Below are 19,941 nucleotides of genomic sequence, written 5' to 3' on the forward strand. Positions count from 1 at the left end.
GTGGCCGGGATTTCTCGCACTGAGAGGCGCCCGGAGAAAGTGTGATGCCGGTTACGCATTCGGTCGCCTTCGAATGCGGGACCCATGAAAGGACCTCCGATGGTCGCTCCCCACCCCTCACCGACCCGCTGGACGCCACGCCTGATCTTGTCGCTCGCCTCGATCGTGCTCCTGCTGGAGATGCTCGCGGTGAGCTACATGATGATCTCGACCGCCTTGCCGTCGATCGCCGCGCACTACCAGACCACCCAGGGCGCCTGGCTGCTGACATCGTTCCTGCTGGTGGGCGCGGTCACCGCCCCGCTGATCGGCAAGCTGGCCGACATGTACGGCAAGCGCAAGGCGCTGCTCGGGTGCGTCGGCGTGGCCGCGGCGGGCTCGCTGCTGTCGGCGCTCGCGGGCAGCTACGCGGTCCTGATCGCCGGTCGCGCGCTGACCGGTCTGCTCATTCCCTGTCTGTTCCTGAGCTATTCGCTGATCCGGGACGTGTTCCCGGCGAAGACGATCGCGCTCGCGGTCAGCATCGCGACCAGCGGCATGGGTCTGATCGCCATTCCCGCGCCGTTCCTCACCGGCTGGCTGATCGACAACCACGGGTTCCGCAGCATCTTCTGGTTCTTCGTCATCGGCCTCGCCGTGCTGGGCGTGCTGATCTTCTTCACCACCGCCGAATCGCCCGTACGCCTGCGTTCCCGGATCGATCCGCTCGGCGCGCTGCTGCTCGGCGGCGGCATCGCGGGCATCCTGATCGCCGTCAGCTTCGGGCCGACGTGGGGCTGGCGCGACGGGTCCACCCTGGCCTACCTGGCCGGCGGTGTGGCGCTGCTGGTGGCGTGGCTGGTGACCGCGCGGATGATCCGGGAACCGCTGATCGACCTCGAGGTGCTCGGCCGCCGTTCGGTGCTGCTCACCACGATCGGGGCCGGGCTCTGCTACGGCGCCAGCGGGCTGTTCACCATTCTGCTGCCCATGCTGGCCATGACGCCGGACGTGCTCGGCCTCGGCTACGGATTCGGCGTCAGCGCCGAGGGTTTCGCGATCTTCCAGGCGCCCGTCGGCCTGATGGTCGTGGTCGGCGGCGTCGTGGTGGGTCTGCTCGTGGGCCGCGGTGATGTCCGCCCGCGCGTCCTGATGACCATCGGCATGCTGCTGATGGCCGTCGGCTTCACGCTGACCGCCTTCGCGCACGACAGCAAGCCGCTGCTGATCGTCTTCGCCGGCGTCTTCGGCACCGGCATGGGCATGGCCTACGCCGCGATCCCGAACCTGCTGATCGAGGCCGTCCCGCCGCAGCTGCAGGCCACCACGGCGAGCCTGGTGGGCGTCTCGCAGAGCGTGTTCCCGGCGATCCTGCCGGTCATCGCGTTCACGGTGATGAACAACTCCTACATCGCTCCGATCCCGCCGGAGATGACCCAGGGCGCGGTGTTCTATCTCGACCGCGGCTTCACGATCGCGTTCCTGATCGGTGCCGCGACGGCGGTGATCGGCGCGGCGGTCGCGGTGGCGCTGCCCCGCCGGATCGTGCAACTGTCGGCGCCCAAGGTCGAGGGGCCGGAGGAGGAAGGACTGGTGTTCGCGCACTGACCCCCGCGACGACGAAGTCGCCGCCCCCACTCGGTCGAGTGGGGGCGGCGACTTCGTGTCGACTCAGTGCTTCTCGGCGCCGAGGTAGTACTCGAAGACCAGGCCCGCGGCGGCGGCGAGCACGAGCGCCACGCCGAGACCGATCAGCCAGAACTGGAAGAACGCCAGGCCGAGCGCGGTCACCGAACCGGCGGCGGCCAGCAGGATGGGCCAGAAGCTACCGGGCGAGAAGAAGCCCAGGTCGCCGGCGCCGTCCACGATCTCGGCCTCCTCGTAGTCCTCGGGACGCAGGTCGATGCGGCGCGCGACGAACCGGAAGTAGGTGCCGATGATCAGCGACAGGCCCGCGGTCAGCACGATCGCGGTGGTGCCCGCCCACTCGATGCCGGTACGCGACTGCGCGGTGAAGAAGCCGTAGACGATGCCCACCAGGATGAAGAACGCCGTGAGCAGTTCGAAGATCCGCGCTTCGATCCTCATATCAGAATCCTCACTTGCTCTCGTTCACCGAAGCGCTCTTGATGTCACGCTTGGTGTTGAAGGGGTACGTGGAGGTGGCCACCGGCGACTCGCCGATCGACTCGAGCGCCTCGCCGTTGGTCTTGCCGTCGATGCGCGCCTGCATGTACTTGGCGTACTTCTCCGGCGAGACCGCGCGGACCTCGAAGTTCATCATCGAGTGGTAGGTGCCGCACATCTCGGCGCAGCGGCCGACGAACGCGCCTTCCTTCTCGATCTCGGAGATCTGGAAGACGTTGTCGGACTGGTTCTCCTTCGGGTTCGGCATCACGTCGCGCTTGAACATGAACTCCGGCACCCAGAAGGCGTGGATCACGTCGGCGGCCGCGAGCTGGAACTCGATGCGCTTGCCGGTCGGCAGCACCAGGACCGGGATCTCGGTGCTGGAGCCGATGGTCTCGACCTTGTCGTAGTGCAGGTACGAGAGGATGTCGTTGGCCGGCTTGCCGTGTACCGGACCCGGCTGCGCGTGGCCCTCTTCGTTCTTGCGCTCGGCGTAGCCCTCGAGCTGCTCCTGCGCGGCGGCCTCACGCTCGGTGTCGATGCCGTTCCAGGTGAGCCCACCGACGTTGTTCACGTTGCGGTAGCCGAACTTCCAGTTCCACTGGAAGGCGGTCACGTCGACGGTGACATCCGGGTTGTCGGTCTTCTCGTGCACGTAGTTCTGCACGACCACGGTGAAGTAGAACAGCACCGCGATGATCACGAACGGGATCGCCGTGTAGGTCAGCTCCAGCGACACGTTGTAGCCCGTCTGGCGCGGGAACTCCGGGGAGTCCTTGCGCTTGCGGTGCATGATGACGGTCCAGAAGGTCAGACCCCAGACCAGCACGCCCATGGCGAGCGCGGCCAGCACGGACCAGGTCCACAGCTCCCGCATCCGGGTGGCCTGCGGCGTGATGCCCGAGGGCCAGCCGAACCGCAGCCAAACATTGTCGATCGAGCAGCCCGAGACCAGGACGGCAGTGATCCCCAAGGACACCGCCAGCCCGGCCCGTCGAAGGATGCGGCCCTGCCGACCCCGAACGGGTCGTGCCCCGATCTCTTCGCTCGCCTTGTGCGCCACGCTCACGCCTTCCTGGTCGCTACACATTCCGACACATTGCGTCGTCCGGGCCGCGATCCGCCCGTTCCGACACCGTTTTCAAGCACGTTTCAGGCCGCCCTCGAGTATTGCCGCTGTGAGGCCTGCACACCTGAGAAGGACCTGAGTACTACGCAGCGTAGACCAAAGCGGGCGCTGTCTTGTCGCGGGGTCGTGTTCGACACTCCGCTGTGACCGCACCGGATGCGGCGACCTGCGGTTTGCCGCCAACGGCGGGTGCGCGACGGTGCTGCGACGGGTTGCGCGCGGCGCCTCGCGCGGGTGTGCGGCATACTCGGACACAGCGTTTCGGCCCGAGGAGGGGCCACCCCATCATCGAACGAGAGAAGGTTGCCGACACCGTGTGCGGACTGCTCGGATTCCTGACAGCTGATCCGGCGACGACCCAGGTGGTCGATCAGGTGTACGACGCGCTGCACTGCCAGCGGCACCGTGGGCCCGACGAGAAGGGCACCTGGCACGACGAGCACATGATCTTCGGCTTCAACCGCCTCTCGATCATCGATATCGAACACTCGCACCAGCCGCTGCGGTGGGGCCCCGCCGACAACCCGCAGCGCTATGCCATGACCTTCAACGGCGAGATCTACAACTACCTGGAACTGCGCGAGCAGCTGGCCGCCGAGCACGGCGCCGAGTTCCCCGAGGGCAAGATCTTCGCCACCGACGGTGACGGCGAGTCCATCGTGGCCGCCTTCCACTTCTGGGGGCCCGAGGCCGTGCGCAAGCTGCGCGGCATGTTCGCCTTCGCGATCTGGGACACCGAGACCCAGGAGCTGTTCCTGGCGCGCGACCCGTTCGGGATCAAGCCGCTGTTCTACGCGACCGGCCCCGGCGGCACCGCCTTCGCCAGCGAGAAGAAGAGCGTGCTCGAACTGCTGAGCCCGCTCGGCGTCTCCGACGAGCTGGATCCGCGGGCCCTCGAGCACTACACGGTGCTGCAGTACGTGCCAGAGCCCGAGTCGCTGCACAAGAACATCCGCCGCCTCGAGTCCGGTACCTACGCCACGGTGAAGGTGGGCCGGGCCCCGCAGGCCACCCGCTACTTCCGCCCCGACTTCCGGGTGCGCCCGTTCGCCGAGGGGGCCGCGCAGGACCGCTACGCCGAGATCGCGGCCGCGCTCGAGGACTCGGTCGCCAAGCACATGCGCGCCGATGTCACCGTCGGCTCGTTCCTGTCCGGCGGCATCGACTCCACCGCCATCGCGGCGCTGGCCATGCGGCACAACCCGAAGCTGATCACCTTCACCACCGGGTTCGAGCGCGAGGGCTACTCCGAGGTCGACGTGGCCGCCGAGAGCGCCGAGCTGATCGGCGCGCGCCACATCGTCAAGGTGGTCTCTCCCGCCGAGTTCGCCGCCGCCATTCCGGAGATCGTCTGGTACCTCGACGATCCGGTGGCCGACCCGGCCCTGGTGCCGCTGTACTTCGTGGCCAAGGAGGCGCGCAAGCACGTCAAGGTGGTGCTCTCCGGCGAGGGCGCCGACGAGCTGTTCGGCGGCTACACGATCTACCGGGAGCCGTTGTCGCTCAAGCCGTTCGAGTACCTGCCCGCCGGGCTGCGCAAGCTCGTCGGCAAGCTCGGCGACAGGATCCCCGACGGCAGGCGGGGCAAGTCGCTGCTGCAGCGCGGCTCGCTCACCCTCGAGGACCGCTACTACGGCAACGCCCGCAGCTTCAACGACGCGCAGCTGCGCGCGGTGCTGCGCGAGTTCCGGCCCGAGTGGACCCACCAGGACGTCACTGCCCCGATCTACGCCCAGTCCGCGGGCTGGGACCCGGTCGCGCGCATGCAGCACCTGGACCTGTTCACCTGGCTGCGCGGCGACATCCTGGTCAAGGCCGACAAGATGACCATGGCCAACTCCCTCGAACTGCGCGTGCCGTTCCTGGACAACGAGGTCATGCGGGTGGCCCAGGGCCTGCCCTACGACCAGAAGATCACCAAGGAGACCTCGAAGTACGCGCTGCGCCGGGCCCTGGACGGGATCGTGCCCGACCATGTCCTCAACCGCGCCAAGCTCGGCTTCCCCGTCCCCCTGCGGCACTGGCTGCGCGGCACCGAACTCTACGACTGGGCGCAGACCCAGATCGCCGAGTCCCAGACCGACCACCTCATCGACAAGGCCGCGGTCCTGGGGATGCTGCGCGATCACAAGGCGGGCCTGTCCGACCACAGCCGCCGCCTGTGGACCCTGCTGGTCTTCATGGTCTGGCACGGCATCTTCGTCGAGGACCGCATCAAGCCCGAGATCCAGGAGCCCGCGTACCCCGTGTCGCTCTGATCGACGACGAACGCCCCCTGGATCGGAAAGATCCAGGGGGCGTTCGCGTTTCGGCTCAGAGCAGCGTAGCCAGCTCGTCGGCGGCCTCGGCGCCGTAGGCCTTGGTGAGGCGGGTCAGCGCGTCCTGGGTGTCGAGGGTCCACTCCTGGGTGCCGGTGGTCTCCAGGATCAGCACCGCGATCAGGGAGCCGAGCTGGGCGGCGCGCTCGATGCTCAGGCCGGCCCGGTGGGCGGTGAGGAAGCCGGCACGGAAGCCGTCGCCGACACCGGTCGGGTCGACCTTGGCCACCTCGGGCACCACGCCGACACGGACCTCGTTGCCCTCGGCGTCGACGACCAGCACGCCCTCGCCGCCGAGGGTGGTCACCCGGATGCCGACCTTGGCGGCGACCTCGGCCTCGCTCAGGCCGGTCTTCTGCAGCAGCAGCGCCCACTCGTACTTGTTGGTGAACAGGTAGGCGGCGCCGTCGACCAGCTCGGCCGCCTGCTCGCCGTCGAGGCGGGCCAGCTGCTGGGACGGGTCGGCGGCGTAGGCGATGCCCTGGGCCTTGGCCTGGCGGGTGTGCGCGATCATCGCCTCGGGATCGTTCGCGCCGACCAGCACCAGGTCGACCGGGTGCGCGGCGGCGACGGCGGCGATGTCGATATCGCGCGCCTCACTCATCGCCCCCGGGTAGAACGAGGCGATCTGCGCCATGGTCTCGTCGGTGGTGCAGACGAACCGCGCGGTGTGCGCGGTGCTCGACACGTGCACCGCCGAGCAGTCGACACCGTTGCTCTCGAGCCACTGCCGGTATTCGGTGAAGTCGGCGCCGACCGCGCCGACCAGCAGCGGCCGCTGCTTCAACAGACCCATCGCGTAGGCGATGTTGCCCGCCACGCCACCACGGCGGATCTGCAGATCGTCGACGAGGAAACTCAGGGACACATGGTCGAGCTGATCGGCAAGCAGCGCATCGGCGAACTTCCCGGGAAATCGCATGAGGTGGTCGGTGGCGATGGACGCGGACACAGCAACAGACACGAGGCGAGGCCCCTTCGACACTAGGCGCGGAAACAAGAGAAGTCCGGGATCAGCCGATCCCGGACTTCAACGGTAGCAAGCGGCTACCCCCAGCGGTTCACCTCAGCGCAACCCGTCGTGCCTCAGTTGAACGAGTCGCCGCAGGCGCAGGAGCCGGTGGCGTTGGGGTTGTCGATGGTGAAGCCCTGCTTCTCGATGGTGTCGACGAAGTCGATCGAGGCGCCCTGGATGTAGGGGGCGCTCATGCGGTCGACGGCCAGCTTCACACCGGAGAACTCCACGACGATGTCACCGTCGAGGACGCGATCGTCGAAGAAGAGCTGGTAGCGCAGACCGGCACAGCCACCCGGCTGCACGGCGATCCGCAGGGCGAGGTCGTCGCGACCTTCCTGGTCGAGCAGCGCCTTCGCCTTGGCGGCGGCAGCGTCGGTCAGCGTCGCACCGTGGGTCTCGGTGGCGGTCTCGTTCTGCACAGTCATGGACACTCCTAAGTCGGTCAGTCCGTCGAACGGACCTCAGGTGCACAGCGCACGACTCATTCCAACTCCGTCGCGGCCGCTGCTATTCCTATTTTGCCACCCCTGGCACGCAGCGTGGACACGACCTCGGTGGTGCGCCCCACACTACGCCCCGCCCGCCGGTGACCCAGCTCTCACCGGTCGCCCGGGTGAGACCGGCCGCACCGGTGCGCCGACCGCATTTCCCCCCGGCCGACCCGATCGAATAGCCTGGTGAACGTGAAATTGTTCCGTCGCGACGAGTCCAGCACCATCGACGAGTCCGTCGACCCCTCGGTGCCGGATGTCGAACAGACCGCCAGCGCACCCGCTTCCACCACGCCGGGCAAGGGTCGACCGACCCCGAAAAGGCGTGAGGCCGAAGGCAAACGCCGCGGACCGGTCGCTCCGGCCCCGATGACCGCCAAGGAGGCCCGCGCGCGCCGCAAGGCCACGAAGGGCTCCAAGGAGGAGCGCAAGGCCGCGGCCGCCGATCGCCGCGCCGCCGTGCAGGACCGCCGGGCCAGGATGCTGGCAGGCGAGGACAAGTACCTGCTGCCCCGCGATCAGGGTCCGGTCCGCGCCTACGTGCGCGATCTGGTGGACGCCCGTCGCAACCTGGTCGGCCTGTTCATGCCGATGGCGCTGGTGCTGATCCTGTCGATGTTCGTCGCGCCGGGTCTGCAGACCATCGTCACGCTGGCCATGCTGGTGATGATGGTGTTCATGATCATCGAGGGCTTCGTGCTCGGCAAGATCGTGAACAACCGGGTGATCGAGCGCTTCCCCGACACCACCGACACCGGCTTCAAGCTGGGCTGGTACGCCTTCGTGCGCGCCTCGCAGATCCGCAAGATGCGCGCCCCCAAGCCGCGGGTCGGCCCCGGCGACGCCGTCTGACGCGCCACACACGCCGAATGCCGTTCCACCCGCCGGGTGGGACGGCATTCGCGTATCAGTGCAGGCCGGGACGGATGTTGGCGGCGTACCCGGCGATGGCGGCGAGTTCGGCATCGATCCGCTGGGCGTCGCGGTCGACGACCCCGGTCGAGCCCGCGGTGCCGTGCCCGATGACCAGGGCGAGGACGACGATGGCGGCGAGGACGAGCAAGAAAGTAACCATGGCAGAAATTTTGCGCTCATCACTTTTCTGCCGAAAGTGGCAGCTCTGTCATTGTGCGTAAATATTCGGCCACGTAGCATGAGTGCATGCTCTCGCGTGTCGCCGTCGTCCTCAACGACAAGCTCGCCATGTTCGAATTCGGCGTGGTCTGCGAGGTTTTCGGGCTCGACCGCACCGCCGACGGGTTGCCCGGCTTCGACTTCCGGGTCTGCGGCGCCGAACCGGGCAAGCCGCTGCGCTCGACCAGCCCCGGCGTGACGGTGACCCCGGAATACGGTCTCGACGAGCTGGTGCACGCCGACCTCGTCGCCATCCCCGCCTTTCCGTTCGCCCAGGGCCACAGCTACCAGCCCGGGGTCGTCGAGGCGGTCCGCGCGGCCGCCGACGCGGGCGCGATCGTGCTCACCGTCTGCTCCGGCGCCTTCCTCGCCGGCGAGGCCGGGCTGCTGGACGGGCGCAAGTGCACCACCCACTGGCGCTATGTCGACGCCCTCGCCGCGCGCTACCCGGCCGCGACCGTCGACCCCGACGTCCTGTTCGTCGACGAGGGCGATCTGATCACCAGCGCGGGCACGGCGGCGGGCATCGACGCCTGCCTGCATCTGGTGCGCCGCGAGATCGGCTCGGCGGCCGCGAACGGCATCGCCCGCCGCATGGTGGTGCCGCCGCAGCGCGACGGCGGCCAGCGCCAGTTCATCGAGCAGCCCGTTCCCGAATGCCGCTCCGAGGGCCTGTCGAGCACGCTGAGCTGGCTCACCGAGAACCTCGCCCACCCGCACACCGTGGACGAGCTCGCGGCCCGGTCGAGCATGTCGACCCGCACCTTCGCCCGCCGGTTCGCCGCCGAGACCGGGACCACTCCGGTCAAATGGCTCACCACGCAGCGGGTGCTGTTCGCCAAGCAACTGCTCGAGACCACCGACATGTCACTCGAGCGCATCGCCGACCGCGCCGGCTTCGGTTCGGGCGCGCTCCTGCGCCACCACTTCCAGCGTCAGGTCGGCATCGCGCCCACCGAGTACCGCCGCCGGTTCGGCGCACCGGACCGCGCGAGCTGAAATTTTCCCGAGCGCGCGAAAACCATTGGTGAACAGCACAGTTCCCCACCGACGCGACTGTCGACCCTCATGGTCGGCTTGACCGTGACCTCGGCGCTTGGTGAGCTGACCGGGTGTTGCGTGCCAGGCGGGGAAATGTTCGACGGCTGATGAAGGCTCTCACCACGGCTGCCGCCGCGGTGGTCGTCTGCACGGCCACGGTGGCCGGGACGGCGACGGCGGTGCCCGCGATGCGCGCTCCCGCGGGCGGTTTCGAGGAACTGTGGGTGCCGTCGAGCATGGGCCCGATCAAGGTGCAGGTCCAGTGGGCCGCGCGCGGCGGCGGTGCGGCGCTGTACCTGCTCGACGGTCTGCGCGCGCCGGGCGATCACAGCCAGTGGACCACCGACACCGACGCGCTGCGCCAATTCGCCGGCGACGACGTGACTCTGGTGTTCCCCGTCGGCGGTCACTCGAGCTTCTACACCGACTGGTACCGGCCGAGCAGCACCAATCGGCAAGCCACGACCTACAAGTGGGAAACCTTCCTCACCCGCGAACTGCCTGATTTCCTGGCCGGGTACGGCGTCTCGCGCACGAACAACGCGATCGTCGGCGCGTCCATGGGCGGCAACGCCGCGCTGGTCCTGGCCGCCCACCACCGCGACCAGTTCCGCTTCGCCGGCTCGTTCTCCGGATTCGTGAACCCGACGTATCCGCTGTGGAACCAGGCCATGCGCGCGGCCATGATCGACGAGGGCAACTTCAACGTCGACGACATGTGGGGCCCGGCCGGCGATCCCGCGTGGGCCCGCAACGACGCCACCGTCCAGGCCGAACTGCTGCGCGGGCTGCCGATCTACGTCAGCACCGGCAACGGCCTGCCCGGCCCGCTCGACCTGCCCAACGGCATCGGCAACACTATCAACGCGATGGGCCTGGAAGCGACCAGCGCCACCGCGGCGGGCATCTTCCGCGACCGCGTGACGGCGCTGGGCATCTCCGCCCGCGTCGACATCCTCAACGGGACCCACACCTGGCCGTACTGGCAGCAGTCCCTCGCCACCGCCCGCCCGATGATCCTGGCCGCGCTGTCCGCCTGAGCCGGCCCGGCGCGGTGCTTGCTACCGTGCTGGGATGCCGCGCAGCGACTCCCCCATCCGCACCCTGGTTCTCGGCGGTGCCCGGTCCGGGAAGTCGGCGTTCGCCGAGGGGCTCGTCGCCGACGCGCCCACGGTCCGCTACCTGGCGACCGCGGTGCTCGACCCGGCCGATCACGACTTCGCCGCGCGGATCGCGGGACACCGGGAGCGGCGGCCCGCGCACTGGTCGACCGTCGAGAACGCCGAGCCCGCAACGGTTCTCGCCGAGCCGGCGCCGGCGACCCTGCTCGACGACATCGGCACCTGGCTCACCGCACGCCTCGACGCGCGCCAGGCGTGGGAGTCGCCGCGCGGCACCGTGACGCCGGATTGCGACGCGCTCGTGGGCGCGGTCGAGACCTACCGGCATCCCCTGGTGATCGTCTCGCCGGAGGTGGGGATGGGAGTCATCCCGGCGACGCGCTCGGGCCGGCTGTTCCGCGACGAGATCGGCACGCTCAACCAGCGCCTGGCTCAGGTGTGCGACGCGGCCTACCTGGTCGTCGCCGGGCTGCCGGTGCGGCTGAAGTGAACCGGGTGGCGGCCGCGCGACCGGCGCCGGCGCGCGCACCCGGATCGGCGCCGTCCGCCCGCGCCCGCTCCCACGGCCCCGGCCACCCGTCGAACCTCGCCCGTGCGCGCCGGGCCGGTCGCCGCGGCGGCCCGAGATCCGGGCAAGATGAGCGGTATCCGACACACGGCACCACTGTCGAAAGGCTTCGCAAGTGACTCACGGATTCGCGCCGGTCCCGGCGCCGGACGCGCAGGTGCGCGCGGCGGCCGAGCAGCGCCAGACCCAGCTCACGAAACCGGCCGGGTCGCTGGGCAAGCTCGAGACGCTCGGCAACTGGGTCGCGGCCTGCCAGGGCGCGTGCCCGCCCCAGCAGTTCGAGCGGGCGCGCGTGGTGCTCTTCGCCGGTGATCACGGCGTCGCGAAGCACGGTGTCTCGGCGTATCCGAGCGAGGTCACCGGGCAGATGGTGGCCAACTTCCTGGCCGGCGGCGCCGCGGTGAACGCGTTGGCCGCGGTCGCCGGGGCGACCGTGCGGGTGGCCGACATCGCCGTCGACGGCGACACCGACCCGTCCGTCGCCCAGCACAAGGTGCGGTGTGGCAGCGGTGCGATCGACCGGGAGGACGCGCTCACCGAGGACGAGGTCGCCGCCGCGCTCGCCGCGGGTCGCGCCATCGCCGACGAGGAGATCGACGCGGGCGCCGACCTGCTCGTCGCCGGGGACATGGGCATCGGCAACACCACCCCGGCCACCGTGCTGATCGCCACCCTCACCGGGACCGAACCGGTCGCCGCCGTGGGCCGGGGCACCGGCGTCGACGACACGGGCTGGATCCGCAAGGTCGCGGCCATCCGCGACGCCATGCGTCGCGCCCGCCCGGTCGCCAAGGATCCGGTCGACCTGCTGCGGGTCGCCGGCGGTGCCGATTTCGCCGCCATGACCGGCTTCCTGGCCCAGGCCGCCACCCGCCGCACCCCGGTCATCCTCGACGGTGTCGTCGTCACGGCCGCCGCCCTGGTCGCCGAGGACCTGGCCGCGGGTGCGAAGGCCTGGTGGCTGGCGGGCCACCGCTCCACCGAACCGGCCCACGACCTGGCCCTGAAGCATCTGCGCCTGGAACCGCTGATCGACATGGAGATGCGCCTCGGCGAAGGCTCCGGCGCCCTCACGGCCCTGCCGATCGTCCGCGCCGCGGTCGCGACGCTCGCGGAGATGTCGACCTTCGCCGACGCGGGCGTGAGCACCGCCGACGAGCCGGACACCGTCGACCTGGTCAAGTGAACCAGCGCGACGCCCGCGCGCCACGGGCAACACCAGTGCTGTGGCGAGCTCGCCTTCCCGGGCGGCCGTGGTGAACACGCTGCGTCTGGCTTTCTCGTGGCTCACAGTCCTGCCCGTCACCGGGCCTGATTCGGTGGATCGTCGCGCGGCGGGGCACGCCATCGCGCTGGCGCCGCTGGTCGGGCTCGTGCTCGGCGGGCTCGCGACGGCAGCGGTGTGGCTGTCGGTGACGGCCGGGCTCACCGCGCTGCTGGCGGGGCTGCTCACCGTCGGGCTGCTCGGCCTGCTGACCAGGGGCATGCACCTGGACGGCCTGGCCGACACCGTCGACGGGCTCGGCAGCTACGGGCCGCCCGAGCGGGCCAGGCAGGTCATGAAGTCCGGCGGCGCGGGCCCCTTCGGCGTGGCGGCGCTGATCTTCGCCATCGCGGTCCAAGCCGTGGCGTTCGCCGCGCTCGCCGACGAGGGACGGTGGTTCGCGCTGGCGCTGGCCGTGACGCTGGGCCGGGTCGCCGTCGTCCCGGCGTGCCGGCGCGGGATCGCGGCCGCGCCCGATTCCGGGTTCGGCACGCTGGTGGCGGGGACGCAATCGCCGGTCGCGGTGTGGGCGTGGCCGGTCCTCGCCGTCGGCGCGGCCGTCTTCGCGGTGCCGGGCAACCTCTGGCTCGGCCCGGGCGTCGTCCTGGTGGCGCTCGCGCTCTCCGCACTGGTCGTGCGGCATTGCGTGCGGCGCTTCGACGGCTTGTCCGGCGATGTGCTCGGCGCCGTCGTGGAGATCACGGTTTCGCTTGCGGCCGTAGGATTCTCGCTCACAGGGTAGCCATTCCGCACAAATGTGAAACCCGCACTAGTCATAATTTCGTGGGTTCGGCGGTTGTGTGGTCCCACAGACCACCTCACTCATCGGTACTCGGGTGCTCCGCCAGCACACCGGTGGCAATAAGGTGATGACATGTCTTCCGAGCGCCTCTACTTCCGCCAGCTGCTGTCCGGCCGGGATTACGCCGTCGGCGATCCGATCGCCACGCAGATGCGCAATTTCGCGTATCTCATCGGCGACCGACATACCGGCGAGACCGTGCTGGTCGATCCCGCGTACAAGGCCTCGGACCTGGTCGACGTGGCCGCGGCCGACGGAATGACGGTGACCGGCGTGCTCGCCACCCACCACCACCCCGACCACGTCGGCGGGACCATGCTCGGCTTCACCCTCGGCGGCGTGCGCGAACTGCTCGAGAAGACCAGCGTCCCGGTGCACGTGAACAAGCAGGAACTGGACTGGGTCGCCCAGACGACGGGGATCGCGCCCAGCGAACTGACCGGCCACGACAACGGCGACAAGGTGAAGGTCGGCGCGCTCGAGATCGAACTCCTGCACACCCCCGGCCACACGCCGGGCAGCCAGTGCTTCCTGTTCGACGGGCGCCTCATCTCCGGCGACACCCTGTTCGTCGACGGCTGCGGCCGCACCGATTTCCCCGGCGGCGACTCCGACGAGATGTTCCGCAGCCTGCGCAATCTGGCCGCCCTCGACGGCAACCCGGTCGTCTACCCGGGCCACTGGTATTCCGAACAGCCCAGTGCCGCACTGTCTTCGGTCCGCGAGAACAACTACGTGCTGCGCCCGCAGACCTTGCAGCAATGGCAGGCCCTCATGCCGGGCTGAGCACTCACCCGGCCCCGCACGACCCGATCTCGAGTAAGGGTCCGCCGCGCAGCGGCGGACCCTTACTCGATCAGATGCTCCGCATCCAGTCGTGGGTGTCGGCGAACGTGCCGCGCTGGATGCCGGTGAGGGTGTCGCGCAGCGCCATCGTCACCTCGCCGGGTTCGCCGCCGCCGATGCTGAATTCGCCCTCGGCCGAGCGCACCCAGCCGACCGGGGTGATCACCGCGGCGGTGCCGCACGCGAACACCTCACTGATCTCGCCGGACTCGGCGCCCTTGCGCCATTCCTCCACCGTGACCTTGCGCTCCTCGACCGGGTAGCCCGAATCGGCGGCCAGGGTGAGCAGCGAGTCGCGGGTGATGCCGGGCAGCAGCGAGCCGGACAGTTCCGGGGTCACCAGCCGGGCCTCGGAGCCCTTGCCGAAGACGAAGAACAGGTTGTTCGTGCCCATCTCCTCGACGTAGCGGCGTTCGCAGGCATCCAGCCAGACCACCTGGTCGCAGCCCTTCTCGGTGGCCTGCGCCTGCGCGAGCAGCGAGGCCGCGTAGTTGCCGGCCACCTTGGCCTCGCCGGTGCCGCCGGGCGCGGCCCGCACGTACTCGGTGGACAGCCACACCCGCACCGGCTTCACGCCGCGCGGGAAGTACGCGCCCGCGGGCGAGGCCAGCAGCAGGTACTTGTACGAGGCGGCGGGCTTCACGCCGAGCCCGGCCTCGGTCGAGAACATGAACGGCCGCAGGTACAGCGAATCCTCGCCACCGGCGGCGGGCACCCAGTCGCTGTCGACCTCGAGCAGCTGGCGCACGGACTCGACGAACAGTTCCTCCGGCAGCTCGGCCATCGCCATCCGCGCCGCGGAGCGGCGGAACCGCGCGGCGTTGGCGTCGATCCGGAAGGTGGCGACGGTGCCGTCGGGCTGCCGGTAGGCCTTGAGCCCCTCGAAGATCGCCTGACCGTAGTGGAACACCATGGTGGCCGGGTCCATCGAGAGCGGACCGTACGGCTCGACCCTGGCATTGCCCCACGCGCCGTCGGTGTAGTCGATCGACACCATGTGGTCGGTGAAGAACCGGCCGAAGCCGGGAGCCGCCAGTACCTGTTCCCGCTGCTCGGCCGAGGTGGGCGCCGGGTGCGGAATACGAGTGAACTGTGCAGCGACTGTCATGATGCGATCCTATCCATTGCGCGAAACTACTTGGTCTTGGTGTCGACGAACGGCGGCTTGACGACCTCGCAGCGCAGCCGGCGGCCGCGCACGTCGACCTCCACCTCGTCGCCGGGCTCGAGCTTCGCTCCGGTGTCGAGCAGCGCCAGCGCGATGCCGACCTTCAGCGACGGAGAGAACGTGCCGGAGGTCGTCTCACCCACCGGCTCGCCGTCGCGCAGCACGGTCTGGCCCTGCCGCAGCACGCCGCGGTCGAGCGCCTTCAGGCCCAGCAGCGTGCGGCGCGGACCGTCGGCCTTCTCCTGCTCCAGCGCGGCCTTGCCCCAGAACTCCGGCTTCTTCCAGCCGACGGCCCAGCCGGTGCGGGCCTGGTTGGGGGTGATGTCGAGGGAGAGCTCGTGGCCGTGCAGCGGGTAGCCCATCTCGGTTCGCAGGGTGTCGCGGGCGCCCAGCCCGGCCGCCTGGCCGCCTGCCGCCTCCACCTGCGCGACCAGGGCGCGGAAGACCGGTTCGGCGTCGGCCCAGCGCGGGAGCAGCTCGTAGCCGTGCTCGCCGGTGTAGCCGGTCCGGCACACCCGCACGGGGCGGCCGTCCCATTCGGCGTCGGCGTAGGCCATGTACTCCATGTCGGTGGGCAGGCCGAGCGCGGCGAGCACCTCGGTCGACCGGGGGCCCTGCACCGCGAACACGGCGTACTCACGGTGCTCGTCGGTGACGGTGACGCCCGCGGGCGCCACCTCGCGCAGCGCCGCGACCACCGCCGCCGTGTTGGCGGCGTTGGGGACCAGGAACACCTCGTCGTCGCTGACGTAGTAGGCGATCAGATCGTCGATCACCCCGCCGTCGGCGGCGCAGCACAGCGTGTACTGGGCCTTGCCCGGCCGGATCCGCGCGAGGTCGTTGGTCAGCGCCGAGTTCACGAACGCGGCGGCGCCGGGGCCTGCGACGGTCGCCTTGCCGAGATGACTCACGTCGAACAGGCCGACCGTGGTGCGCACGGCGGTGTGCTCGCCGACGGTGCCGCCGTACTGCACGGGCATCTCCCACCCGCCGAACGGCGCGAAGGTGGCGCCGAGTTCGACGTGAACAGCGTGGATGGGGCCCTCGAGCAGCGCGTTGTCGGTCATGGGCCCAGAGCTTATCGGGCACGCCTCGCGCCACGCGAACCCTCCGAGCTCGGGAGCGCCCTGCCGCGGGGAACGGCGAGGACTGTGGTGACAGCCCCAGCAATTGGGGGCCGCCGCGACCTCGCCTCAGAGGAAAATCACTGCAAGAGTGGCGGAGGTGAACATTCGTAGAATCTGTCTCGGCGCGCTTCTCGTCGCCGCTCCCCTGCTCGTCCTCAGCCCCGCCGCCCAGGCCGATACCGGCTCGTCGTCGATCAACATCGGCTGCCTCCTCCAGTCGCTGTCGGGCGAGTCTCCCACCGCCGACTGCGATCCGCCGCAGATCCCCGCCACCACACCGTAATCCGCCTGCCGGGGGCACCGACCCACACCGTGCACTCCGCCGGGCATCGCGGCCGGGCACGCAAGAGCGAAAGCTGGTGACGGGCAACGGCGGTAGTGTTCGCACTGTGAGTGAGTTGCCCGGCCGCAGGTTCCGCAGAGTCGCCAGGATGGACGAGGCGGCCAGTCGCATGGTGTCCCGTATTCCCGAGTCCGTGGCCGATCGCGGCATGCTGCGGTTGACGAAGTCGGCGAACACCGGCGGCCTGTGGCTGGCGACGGCCGCCGCGCTGGCCGCCAAGCCGGGACCGCCGCGGCGGGCGGCGCTGCGCGGCGTCATCGCGCTCGCGGGCACCAGCTTCACCGTGAACCTGGTGCTCAAGACCCTGATCCCGCGACGGCGCCCACCCGCCGAACTCATGCCGCACGGTCGCCGCCTCGTCGACGCGCCGGTGTCGTCGTCGTTTCCGTCCGGGCACAGCGCCAACGCCGCGGCCTTCGCCACTGCCGTCGCCCTGGAGAGCCCGCGCACCGCGCTGGCCGTCGCGCCCGTGGCCGCCGCGGTGGCCTATTCGCGGATCCACACCGGCGCGCACTGGCCCTCCGACGTCCTGGTCGGCGCCGCCGTCGGTACGGGCGTCGCGCTGGGCACCCGCCGCTGGTGGCCGATCCGCGAATCCGACGAGGCCGAGGCGCACCCGGTCCGCGACGTGCCCGCTCTCGTCGACGGCAAAGGCCTGCTCCTGCTGATCAATCCGCGCTCCGGCGACGCGAACTACGACCCCACCCCCGATATCGCCGAGGCGCTGCCCGGGGCGACGCTGCTGCACACCGCGCCCGGTCGCGACGCCGCCGAGCAACTCCAGGAGGCGCTCGATCCCACCATCGTCGCGGTCGGCGCGGCGGGCGGGGACGGCACCATCGCCGCGGCCGCCGCCGTGGCGCTGCGCAACGACCTGCCCCTGGTCGTGGTTCCGGCGGGCACCCTGAACCACTTCGCCCGCGACCTCGGCGTGTACGACCTGCGTGAGGTCGCCGACGCGACCGGCGCGGGCGAGGCGGTCGAAGTCGACATCGCCGCAGTGGAATTCGAGACGCCCGACGGCCGGCGCACCCATCACCTCATCAACACCGCCAGCATCGGCGCCTACCCGGATCTGGTCCGGCTGCGCGAACGTTGGCAGGACCGCTGGGGCAAGTGGCCCGCTTTCGCCGCCGCGCTGATCGTCACGCTGCGCCGGGCCGAACCGATCCGCATCCGGATCGACGAGCGCTGGCACGACCTGTGGTTCCTGTTCATCGGCAACGGGCCGTATCACCCGCACGGCGCGGTGCCCGCGTTCCGCTCCCGGCTGGACGAGGGGCTGCTCGATGTCCGCTGGCTGCGCGCCGATGTGCGCTGGTCCCGCACCCGCGCCGTCATCGCGCTGATGTTGGCCGCCATCGGGCACAGCAGGGTCTACGGCGAGCGGCAGATGCGCGAGCTCTCGGTCGCCCTGCACAACCCGGTCAGGGTGGCCGCCGACGGTGAAGTCCTCGGCGCGGCACGGGATCTGCGCTTCCTCGTCGCCGGGCGCGTCGCGGTGTACCGGCGCGACGAGAGCAACCCGCGCTGGGAGAACCGCGCCCGCCCGCATCATCGCCGCCCGCTGGCCTGGCTCACCGACCGGCGCCGCTGAATCCTCACGAACCCGTCTCACCTCGATCACCATCGGTCACCATCGCCTTGCGCGGACGGCGGGCGCGGACATGATGGAGTGATGAGCTCGCCGGACGGGGCACGTCCGATCACCGAATCCGAAACCGACCGCCGCTGGGACCCGTGGACTCCGAGCGTCGTGGCCGCCCGCCTCGGTTCCTGCCCGGCACCGTGGGCGGTGGCGGGCGGCTGGGCCATCGACCTGTTCGCCGGCGGCATCTCGCGCGCGCACGCCGACATCGAGATCGCTGTTCCCCGAGCGTCTTTCCCCGACATCGCGGCCGCCTTCCCGGAGTACGAGTGGGACATCGTCGGCGACGGCCACCTGTGGCCCTACGCCAGGGCGGCCGACCGGCTCGACCTGCACCAGACCTGGTTGCGCGACCCGTTCACCGGCGCCTTCCACCTCGACGTGTTCCGCGAGCCGCATGACGGGGACACCTGGATCTGCCGCCGCGATCCCTCGATCACGCTCCCCTACGCCGACCTCATCCGCACCACCCGATCCGGAATCCCCTATCTCGTCCCGGAAGTGGTGCTGCTGTTCAAGGCGAAGGCCAACCGGCCCAAGGACGACGCCGACTTCCGCCGCGCCCTGCCGCTGCTGTCCGAGGAGCGGCGCGCCCGGCTGGCGGCCTGGCTGGCGCAGGTCCACCCGGACCATCCCTGGCTCGTCCGTACCGCGGCCTGAGGCCCGCCGGTCAGTTCGGTAATCGGCACCAGTCGCGCCGGTAGTCGGCCCAATCTCGCGGTGTGGCGGCGAAATCCACATACAGGGCCACGCCGAAGTTCACGCGGTCCACGTCGGTCCTGGTCAGTCCGAGCCGGATCCCGCGCACCGCGGCGGCCACGGTCTCGGCCGCACCGTGATGGCCGGGATCGTCGGCCCAGAACGCGGGAGCGCCCATCAGCAGGTCGACCTCGCGCGGTGTCACCTCCGCCGCGAGCGCGGTCTGCTGTGCCACATACCCGCTGTAGAGCGCTTTCGTCGGCATGGCGGTGTCGTAGGACATCACCGCCACCTGATCAGCACGCCGCGCGACCTCGGCGAAATACGCTTGGCTCCACCATTTCCCGTGATCGGCGACCGCGATCCCCACCGAGTGCAGGCCCGGCAGCGGATCGATGACCGGTGCCGACACCGACAGCGGCACGCCCGCCGCCGCCGTCACCGCCCGCGTCGCGTCGAGCAGGGCCAGGAAACCCGGCGAGCCCGACCGCACCGGCTCCAGGTCGTAATGCACGCCGTCGAAGCCGTAGGCCAGCACCCGCCGCGCGGAGGCGACCACGCGCTCGCGCGAGGCCGCCGATTCCACGTCGAGGCCGTCGAATTCGGGTTGCAAGATGTCGCCGAGCCACGACTGCACGCGAACGCCGGGCAACTTCGCGTGCACGGCGTCGACGAACCACTGCGCGCGGGGCGCCAGATCGTCGCGCAAGCTGCCGTCGTGTTCCAGCGGTCCGGTGTGCACGTAGAGATCCCGGATTCCCGTGCCCGCCAGCGACGTCGCCAACCGGTCGACATCGGCGTCGGTCCTGCGGCCGTCCACCCACGCGTGACCGAGCCAGAACGCGTCCTTGCCCCTGGTCCGCGCCTGCTCGGACTGTTCACCGACATTCTGGGCCAGCAGATAGGTCGCCGCCAGAGCCACCGGCGACAGCACCACCAGCACCACCGCGAGCGCGATCACCGCGCCGCGCGCCCACCACGATCGTCCCCGCCACTTCTCCCGCATCGGACCTCCCCTTCCGGATGGTCCGAATACTACCGGCAGGTACCGACAAGCAGATTTCGGGCAAATCGCCCGGTCCTGAAATACTGTGCGCCGCTGTACAACTGAACGG

Annotated in this window: 20 protein-coding genes; 12 read left to right on the forward strand and 8 right to left on the reverse strand. The window is 70.1% G+C overall.

Going from position 1 to position 19,941, the window contains the following annotated elements:
• Positions 1-99 precede the first annotated feature (99 nt).
• Positions 100-1,587 (forward strand): MFS transporter, encoded by a 1,488-nt coding sequence (locus DFR69_RS28875; RefSeq protein ID WP_110040814.1) that lies wholly within the window; start codon positions 100-102, stop codon positions 1,585-1,587.
• A gap of 63 nt (positions 1,588-1,650) precedes the next feature.
• Here the strand turns inward: DFR69_RS28875 and DFR69_RS28880 are convergent, their stop codons facing one another.
• Both DFR69_RS28880 and ctaC read right to left on the reverse strand, forming a co-directional pair.
• Complete coding sequence (locus DFR69_RS28880) at positions 1,651-2,067, reverse strand: cytochrome c oxidase subunit 4 (RefSeq protein WP_019046172.1); 417 nt, start codon at positions 2,065-2,067, stop codon at positions 1,651-1,653.
• A gap of 10 nt (positions 2,068-2,077) precedes the next feature.
• Positions 2,078-3,199 (reverse strand): aa3-type cytochrome oxidase subunit II, encoded by a 1,122-nt coding sequence (gene ctaC / locus DFR69_RS28885; RefSeq protein ID WP_186817492.1) that lies wholly within the window; start codon positions 3,197-3,199, stop codon positions 2,078-2,080.
• Positions 3,200-3,552: 353 nt separating this feature from the next.
• Between ctaC and asnB the strand changes: the two genes are divergently transcribed.
• The gene (gene asnB / locus DFR69_RS28890; RefSeq protein ID WP_110040815.1) at positions 3,553-5,496 is read left to right on the forward strand and encodes an asparagine synthase (glutamine-hydrolyzing); all 1,944 of its coding nucleotides are present in this window, start codon (positions 3,553-3,555) and stop codon (positions 5,494-5,496) included.
• Between the two features lie 55 nt (positions 5,497-5,551).
• Here asnB and DFR69_RS28895 read toward each other — a convergent pair whose 3' ends face one another.
• Both DFR69_RS28895 and erpA read right to left on the reverse strand, forming a co-directional pair.
• Positions 5,552-6,478: a carbohydrate kinase family protein gene (locus tag DFR69_RS28895; RefSeq protein ID WP_373867108.1), complete on the reverse strand. Its 927-nt coding sequence runs from the start codon at positions 6,476-6,478 to the stop codon at positions 5,552-5,554.
• Between the two features lie 164 nt (positions 6,479-6,642).
• Positions 6,643-6,999: an iron-sulfur cluster insertion protein ErpA gene (gene erpA / locus DFR69_RS28900; protein ID WP_067496006.1), complete on the reverse strand. Its 357-nt coding sequence runs from the start codon at positions 6,997-6,999 to the stop codon at positions 6,643-6,645.
• Between the two features lie 258 nt (positions 7,000-7,257).
• Here erpA and DFR69_RS28905 point away from each other — a divergent pair, with 258 nt between their 5' ends.
• The gene (locus tag DFR69_RS28905) at positions 7,258-7,917 is read left to right on the forward strand and encodes a DUF3043 domain-containing protein (protein ID WP_167456444.1); all 660 of its coding nucleotides are present in this window, start codon (positions 7,258-7,260) and stop codon (positions 7,915-7,917) included.
• Positions 7,918-7,972: 55 nt separating this feature from the next.
• Here DFR69_RS28905 and DFR69_RS34675 read toward each other — a convergent pair whose 3' ends face one another.
• A complete protein-coding gene (locus DFR69_RS34675) occupies positions 7,973-8,140 on the reverse strand; it encodes a hypothetical protein (protein WP_167456445.1) in 168 nt (55 codons plus the stop codon).
• Positions 8,141-8,226: 86 nt separating this feature from the next.
• Between DFR69_RS34675 and DFR69_RS28910 the strand changes: the two genes are divergently transcribed.
• The 6 genes from DFR69_RS28910 (at position 8,227) to DFR69_RS28935 (ending at position 13,781) form a co-directional block, all read left to right on the forward strand.
• Positions 8,227-9,198 (forward strand): helix-turn-helix domain-containing protein, encoded by a 972-nt coding sequence (locus DFR69_RS28910; RefSeq protein ID WP_110040818.1) that lies wholly within the window; start codon positions 8,227-8,229, stop codon positions 9,196-9,198.
• A 149-nt stretch (positions 9,199-9,347) separates the two neighbouring features.
• Complete coding sequence (locus DFR69_RS28915; protein ID WP_110040819.1) at positions 9,348-10,280, forward strand: alpha/beta hydrolase; 933 nt, start codon at positions 9,348-9,350, stop codon at positions 10,278-10,280.
• Between the two features lie 34 nt (positions 10,281-10,314).
• A complete protein-coding gene (locus DFR69_RS28920; RefSeq protein WP_110040820.1) occupies positions 10,315-10,851 on the forward strand; it encodes a bifunctional adenosylcobinamide kinase/adenosylcobinamide-phosphate guanylyltransferase in 537 nt (178 codons plus the stop codon).
• Positions 10,852-11,044: 193 nt separating this feature from the next.
• Positions 11,045-12,115, forward strand: a complete 1,071-nt coding sequence (gene cobT, locus DFR69_RS28925) for a nicotinate-nucleotide--dimethylbenzimidazole phosphoribosyltransferase (protein ID WP_110040821.1) — start codon at positions 11,045-11,047, stop codon at positions 12,113-12,115.
• A gap of 70 nt (positions 12,116-12,185) precedes the next feature.
• On the forward strand, positions 12,186-12,935 hold the full coding sequence (locus DFR69_RS28930) for an adenosylcobinamide-GDP ribazoletransferase (protein ID WP_110040899.1): 750 nt from the start codon (positions 12,186-12,188) through the stop codon (positions 12,933-12,935).
• Positions 12,936-13,067: 132 nt separating this feature from the next.
• Entirely contained in the window at positions 13,068-13,781 is a 714-nt protein-coding gene (locus DFR69_RS28935; RefSeq protein ID WP_110040822.1) for an MBL fold metallo-hydrolase, read from the forward strand.
• A 70-nt stretch (positions 13,782-13,851) separates the two neighbouring features.
• Here DFR69_RS28935 and DFR69_RS28940 read toward each other — a convergent pair whose 3' ends face one another.
• Together DFR69_RS28940 and gcvT are read right to left on the reverse strand one after the other, a co-directional pair.
• Positions 13,852-14,949, reverse strand: a complete 1,098-nt coding sequence (locus DFR69_RS28940; protein WP_110040823.1) for a branched-chain amino acid aminotransferase — start codon at positions 14,947-14,949, stop codon at positions 13,852-13,854.
• Positions 14,950-14,975: 26 nt separating this feature from the next.
• The gene (gene gcvT, locus DFR69_RS28945; RefSeq protein ID WP_110040824.1) at positions 14,976-16,076 is read right to left on the reverse strand and encodes a glycine cleavage system aminomethyltransferase GcvT; all 1,101 of its coding nucleotides are present in this window, start codon (positions 16,074-16,076) and stop codon (positions 14,976-14,978) included.
• A 157-nt stretch (positions 16,077-16,233) separates the two neighbouring features.
• On the opposite strand from gcvT, the gene DFR69_RS28950 reads away from it, so the two are divergent.
• The 3 genes from DFR69_RS28950 to DFR69_RS28960 all read left to right on the forward strand — a co-directional run bounded on the left by DFR69_RS28950 (position 16,234) and on the right by DFR69_RS28960 (position 18,787).
• On the forward strand, positions 16,234-16,419 hold the full coding sequence (locus tag DFR69_RS28950; protein WP_146229457.1) for a hypothetical protein: 186 nt from the start codon (positions 16,234-16,236) through the stop codon (positions 16,417-16,419).
• Positions 16,420-16,525: 106 nt separating this feature from the next.
• Positions 16,526-18,076, forward strand: a complete 1,551-nt coding sequence (locus tag DFR69_RS28955; protein ID WP_244198507.1) for a bifunctional phosphatase PAP2/diacylglycerol kinase family protein — start codon at positions 16,526-16,528, stop codon at positions 18,074-18,076.
• An 81-nt stretch (positions 18,077-18,157) separates the two neighbouring features.
• A complete protein-coding gene (locus DFR69_RS28960; RefSeq protein WP_110040827.1) occupies positions 18,158-18,787 on the forward strand; it encodes a nucleotidyltransferase domain-containing protein in 630 nt (209 codons plus the stop codon).
• A gap of 10 nt (positions 18,788-18,797) precedes the next feature.
• Here the strand turns inward: DFR69_RS28960 and DFR69_RS28965 are convergent, their stop codons facing one another.
• Positions 18,798-19,832, reverse strand: a complete 1,035-nt coding sequence (locus tag DFR69_RS28965; protein WP_244198508.1) for a glycoside hydrolase family 18 protein — start codon at positions 19,830-19,832, stop codon at positions 18,798-18,800.
• Positions 19,833-19,941 lie beyond the last annotated feature (109 nt).

Origin of the sequence: Nocardia neocaledoniensis (assembly GCF_003182135.1) — a bacterium.
GTDB lineage: Bacteria > Actinomycetota > Actinomycetes > Mycobacteriales > Mycobacteriaceae > Nocardia > Nocardia neocaledoniensis.

What these genes read in the sequence shown, in the direction of transcription:
- erpA (WP_067496006.1), bottom strand. Translation starts at nt 6,999, where the DNA reads ATGACTGTGCAGAACGAGACCGCCACCGAGACCCACGGTGCGACGCTG.
- ctaC (WP_186817492.1), bottom strand. Translation starts at nt 3,199, where the DNA reads ATGTGTAGCGACCAGGAAGGCGTGAGCGTGGCGCACAAGGCGAGCGAA.
- DFR69_RS28875 (WP_110040814.1), top strand. Translation starts at nt 100, where the DNA reads ATGGTCGCTCCCCACCCCTCACCGACCCGCTGGACGCCACGCCTGATC.
- DFR69_RS28920 (WP_110040820.1), top strand. Translation starts at nt 10,315, where the DNA reads ATGCCGCGCAGCGACTCCCCCATCCGCACCCTGGTTCTCGGCGGTGCC.
- DFR69_RS34675 (WP_167456445.1), bottom strand. Translation starts at nt 8,140, where the DNA reads ATGGTTACTTTCTTGCTCGTCCTCGCCGCCATCGTCGTCCTCGCCCTG.
- DFR69_RS28965 (WP_244198508.1), bottom strand. Translation starts at nt 19,832, where the DNA reads ATGCGGGAGAAGTGGCGGGGACGATCGTGGTGGGCGCGCGGCGCGGTG.
- DFR69_RS28910 (WP_110040818.1), top strand. Translation starts at nt 8,227, where the DNA reads ATGCTCTCGCGTGTCGCCGTCGTCCTCAACGACAAGCTCGCCATGTTC.
- gcvT (WP_110040824.1), bottom strand. Translation starts at nt 16,076, where the DNA reads ATGACCGACAACGCGCTGCTCGAGGGCCCCATCCACGCTGTTCACGTC.
- DFR69_RS28895 (WP_373867108.1), bottom strand. Translation starts at nt 6,478, where the DNA reads ATGCGATTTCCCGGGAAGTTCGCCGATGCGCTGCTTGCCGATCAGCTC.
- DFR69_RS28880 (WP_019046172.1), bottom strand. Translation starts at nt 2,067, where the DNA reads ATGAGGATCGAAGCGCGGATCTTCGAACTGCTCACGGCGTTCTTCATC.
- DFR69_RS28915 (WP_110040819.1), top strand. Translation starts at nt 9,348, where the DNA reads ATGAAGGCTCTCACCACGGCTGCCGCCGCGGTGGTCGTCTGCACGGCC.
- DFR69_RS28935 (WP_110040822.1), top strand. Translation starts at nt 13,068, where the DNA reads ATGTCTTCCGAGCGCCTCTACTTCCGCCAGCTGCTGTCCGGCCGGGAT.
- DFR69_RS28960 (WP_110040827.1), top strand. Translation starts at nt 18,158, where the DNA reads ATGAGCTCGCCGGACGGGGCACGTCCGATCACCGAATCCGAAACCGAC.
- DFR69_RS28940 (WP_110040823.1), bottom strand. Translation starts at nt 14,949, where the DNA reads ATGACAGTCGCTGCACAGTTCACTCGTATTCCGCACCCGGCGCCCACC.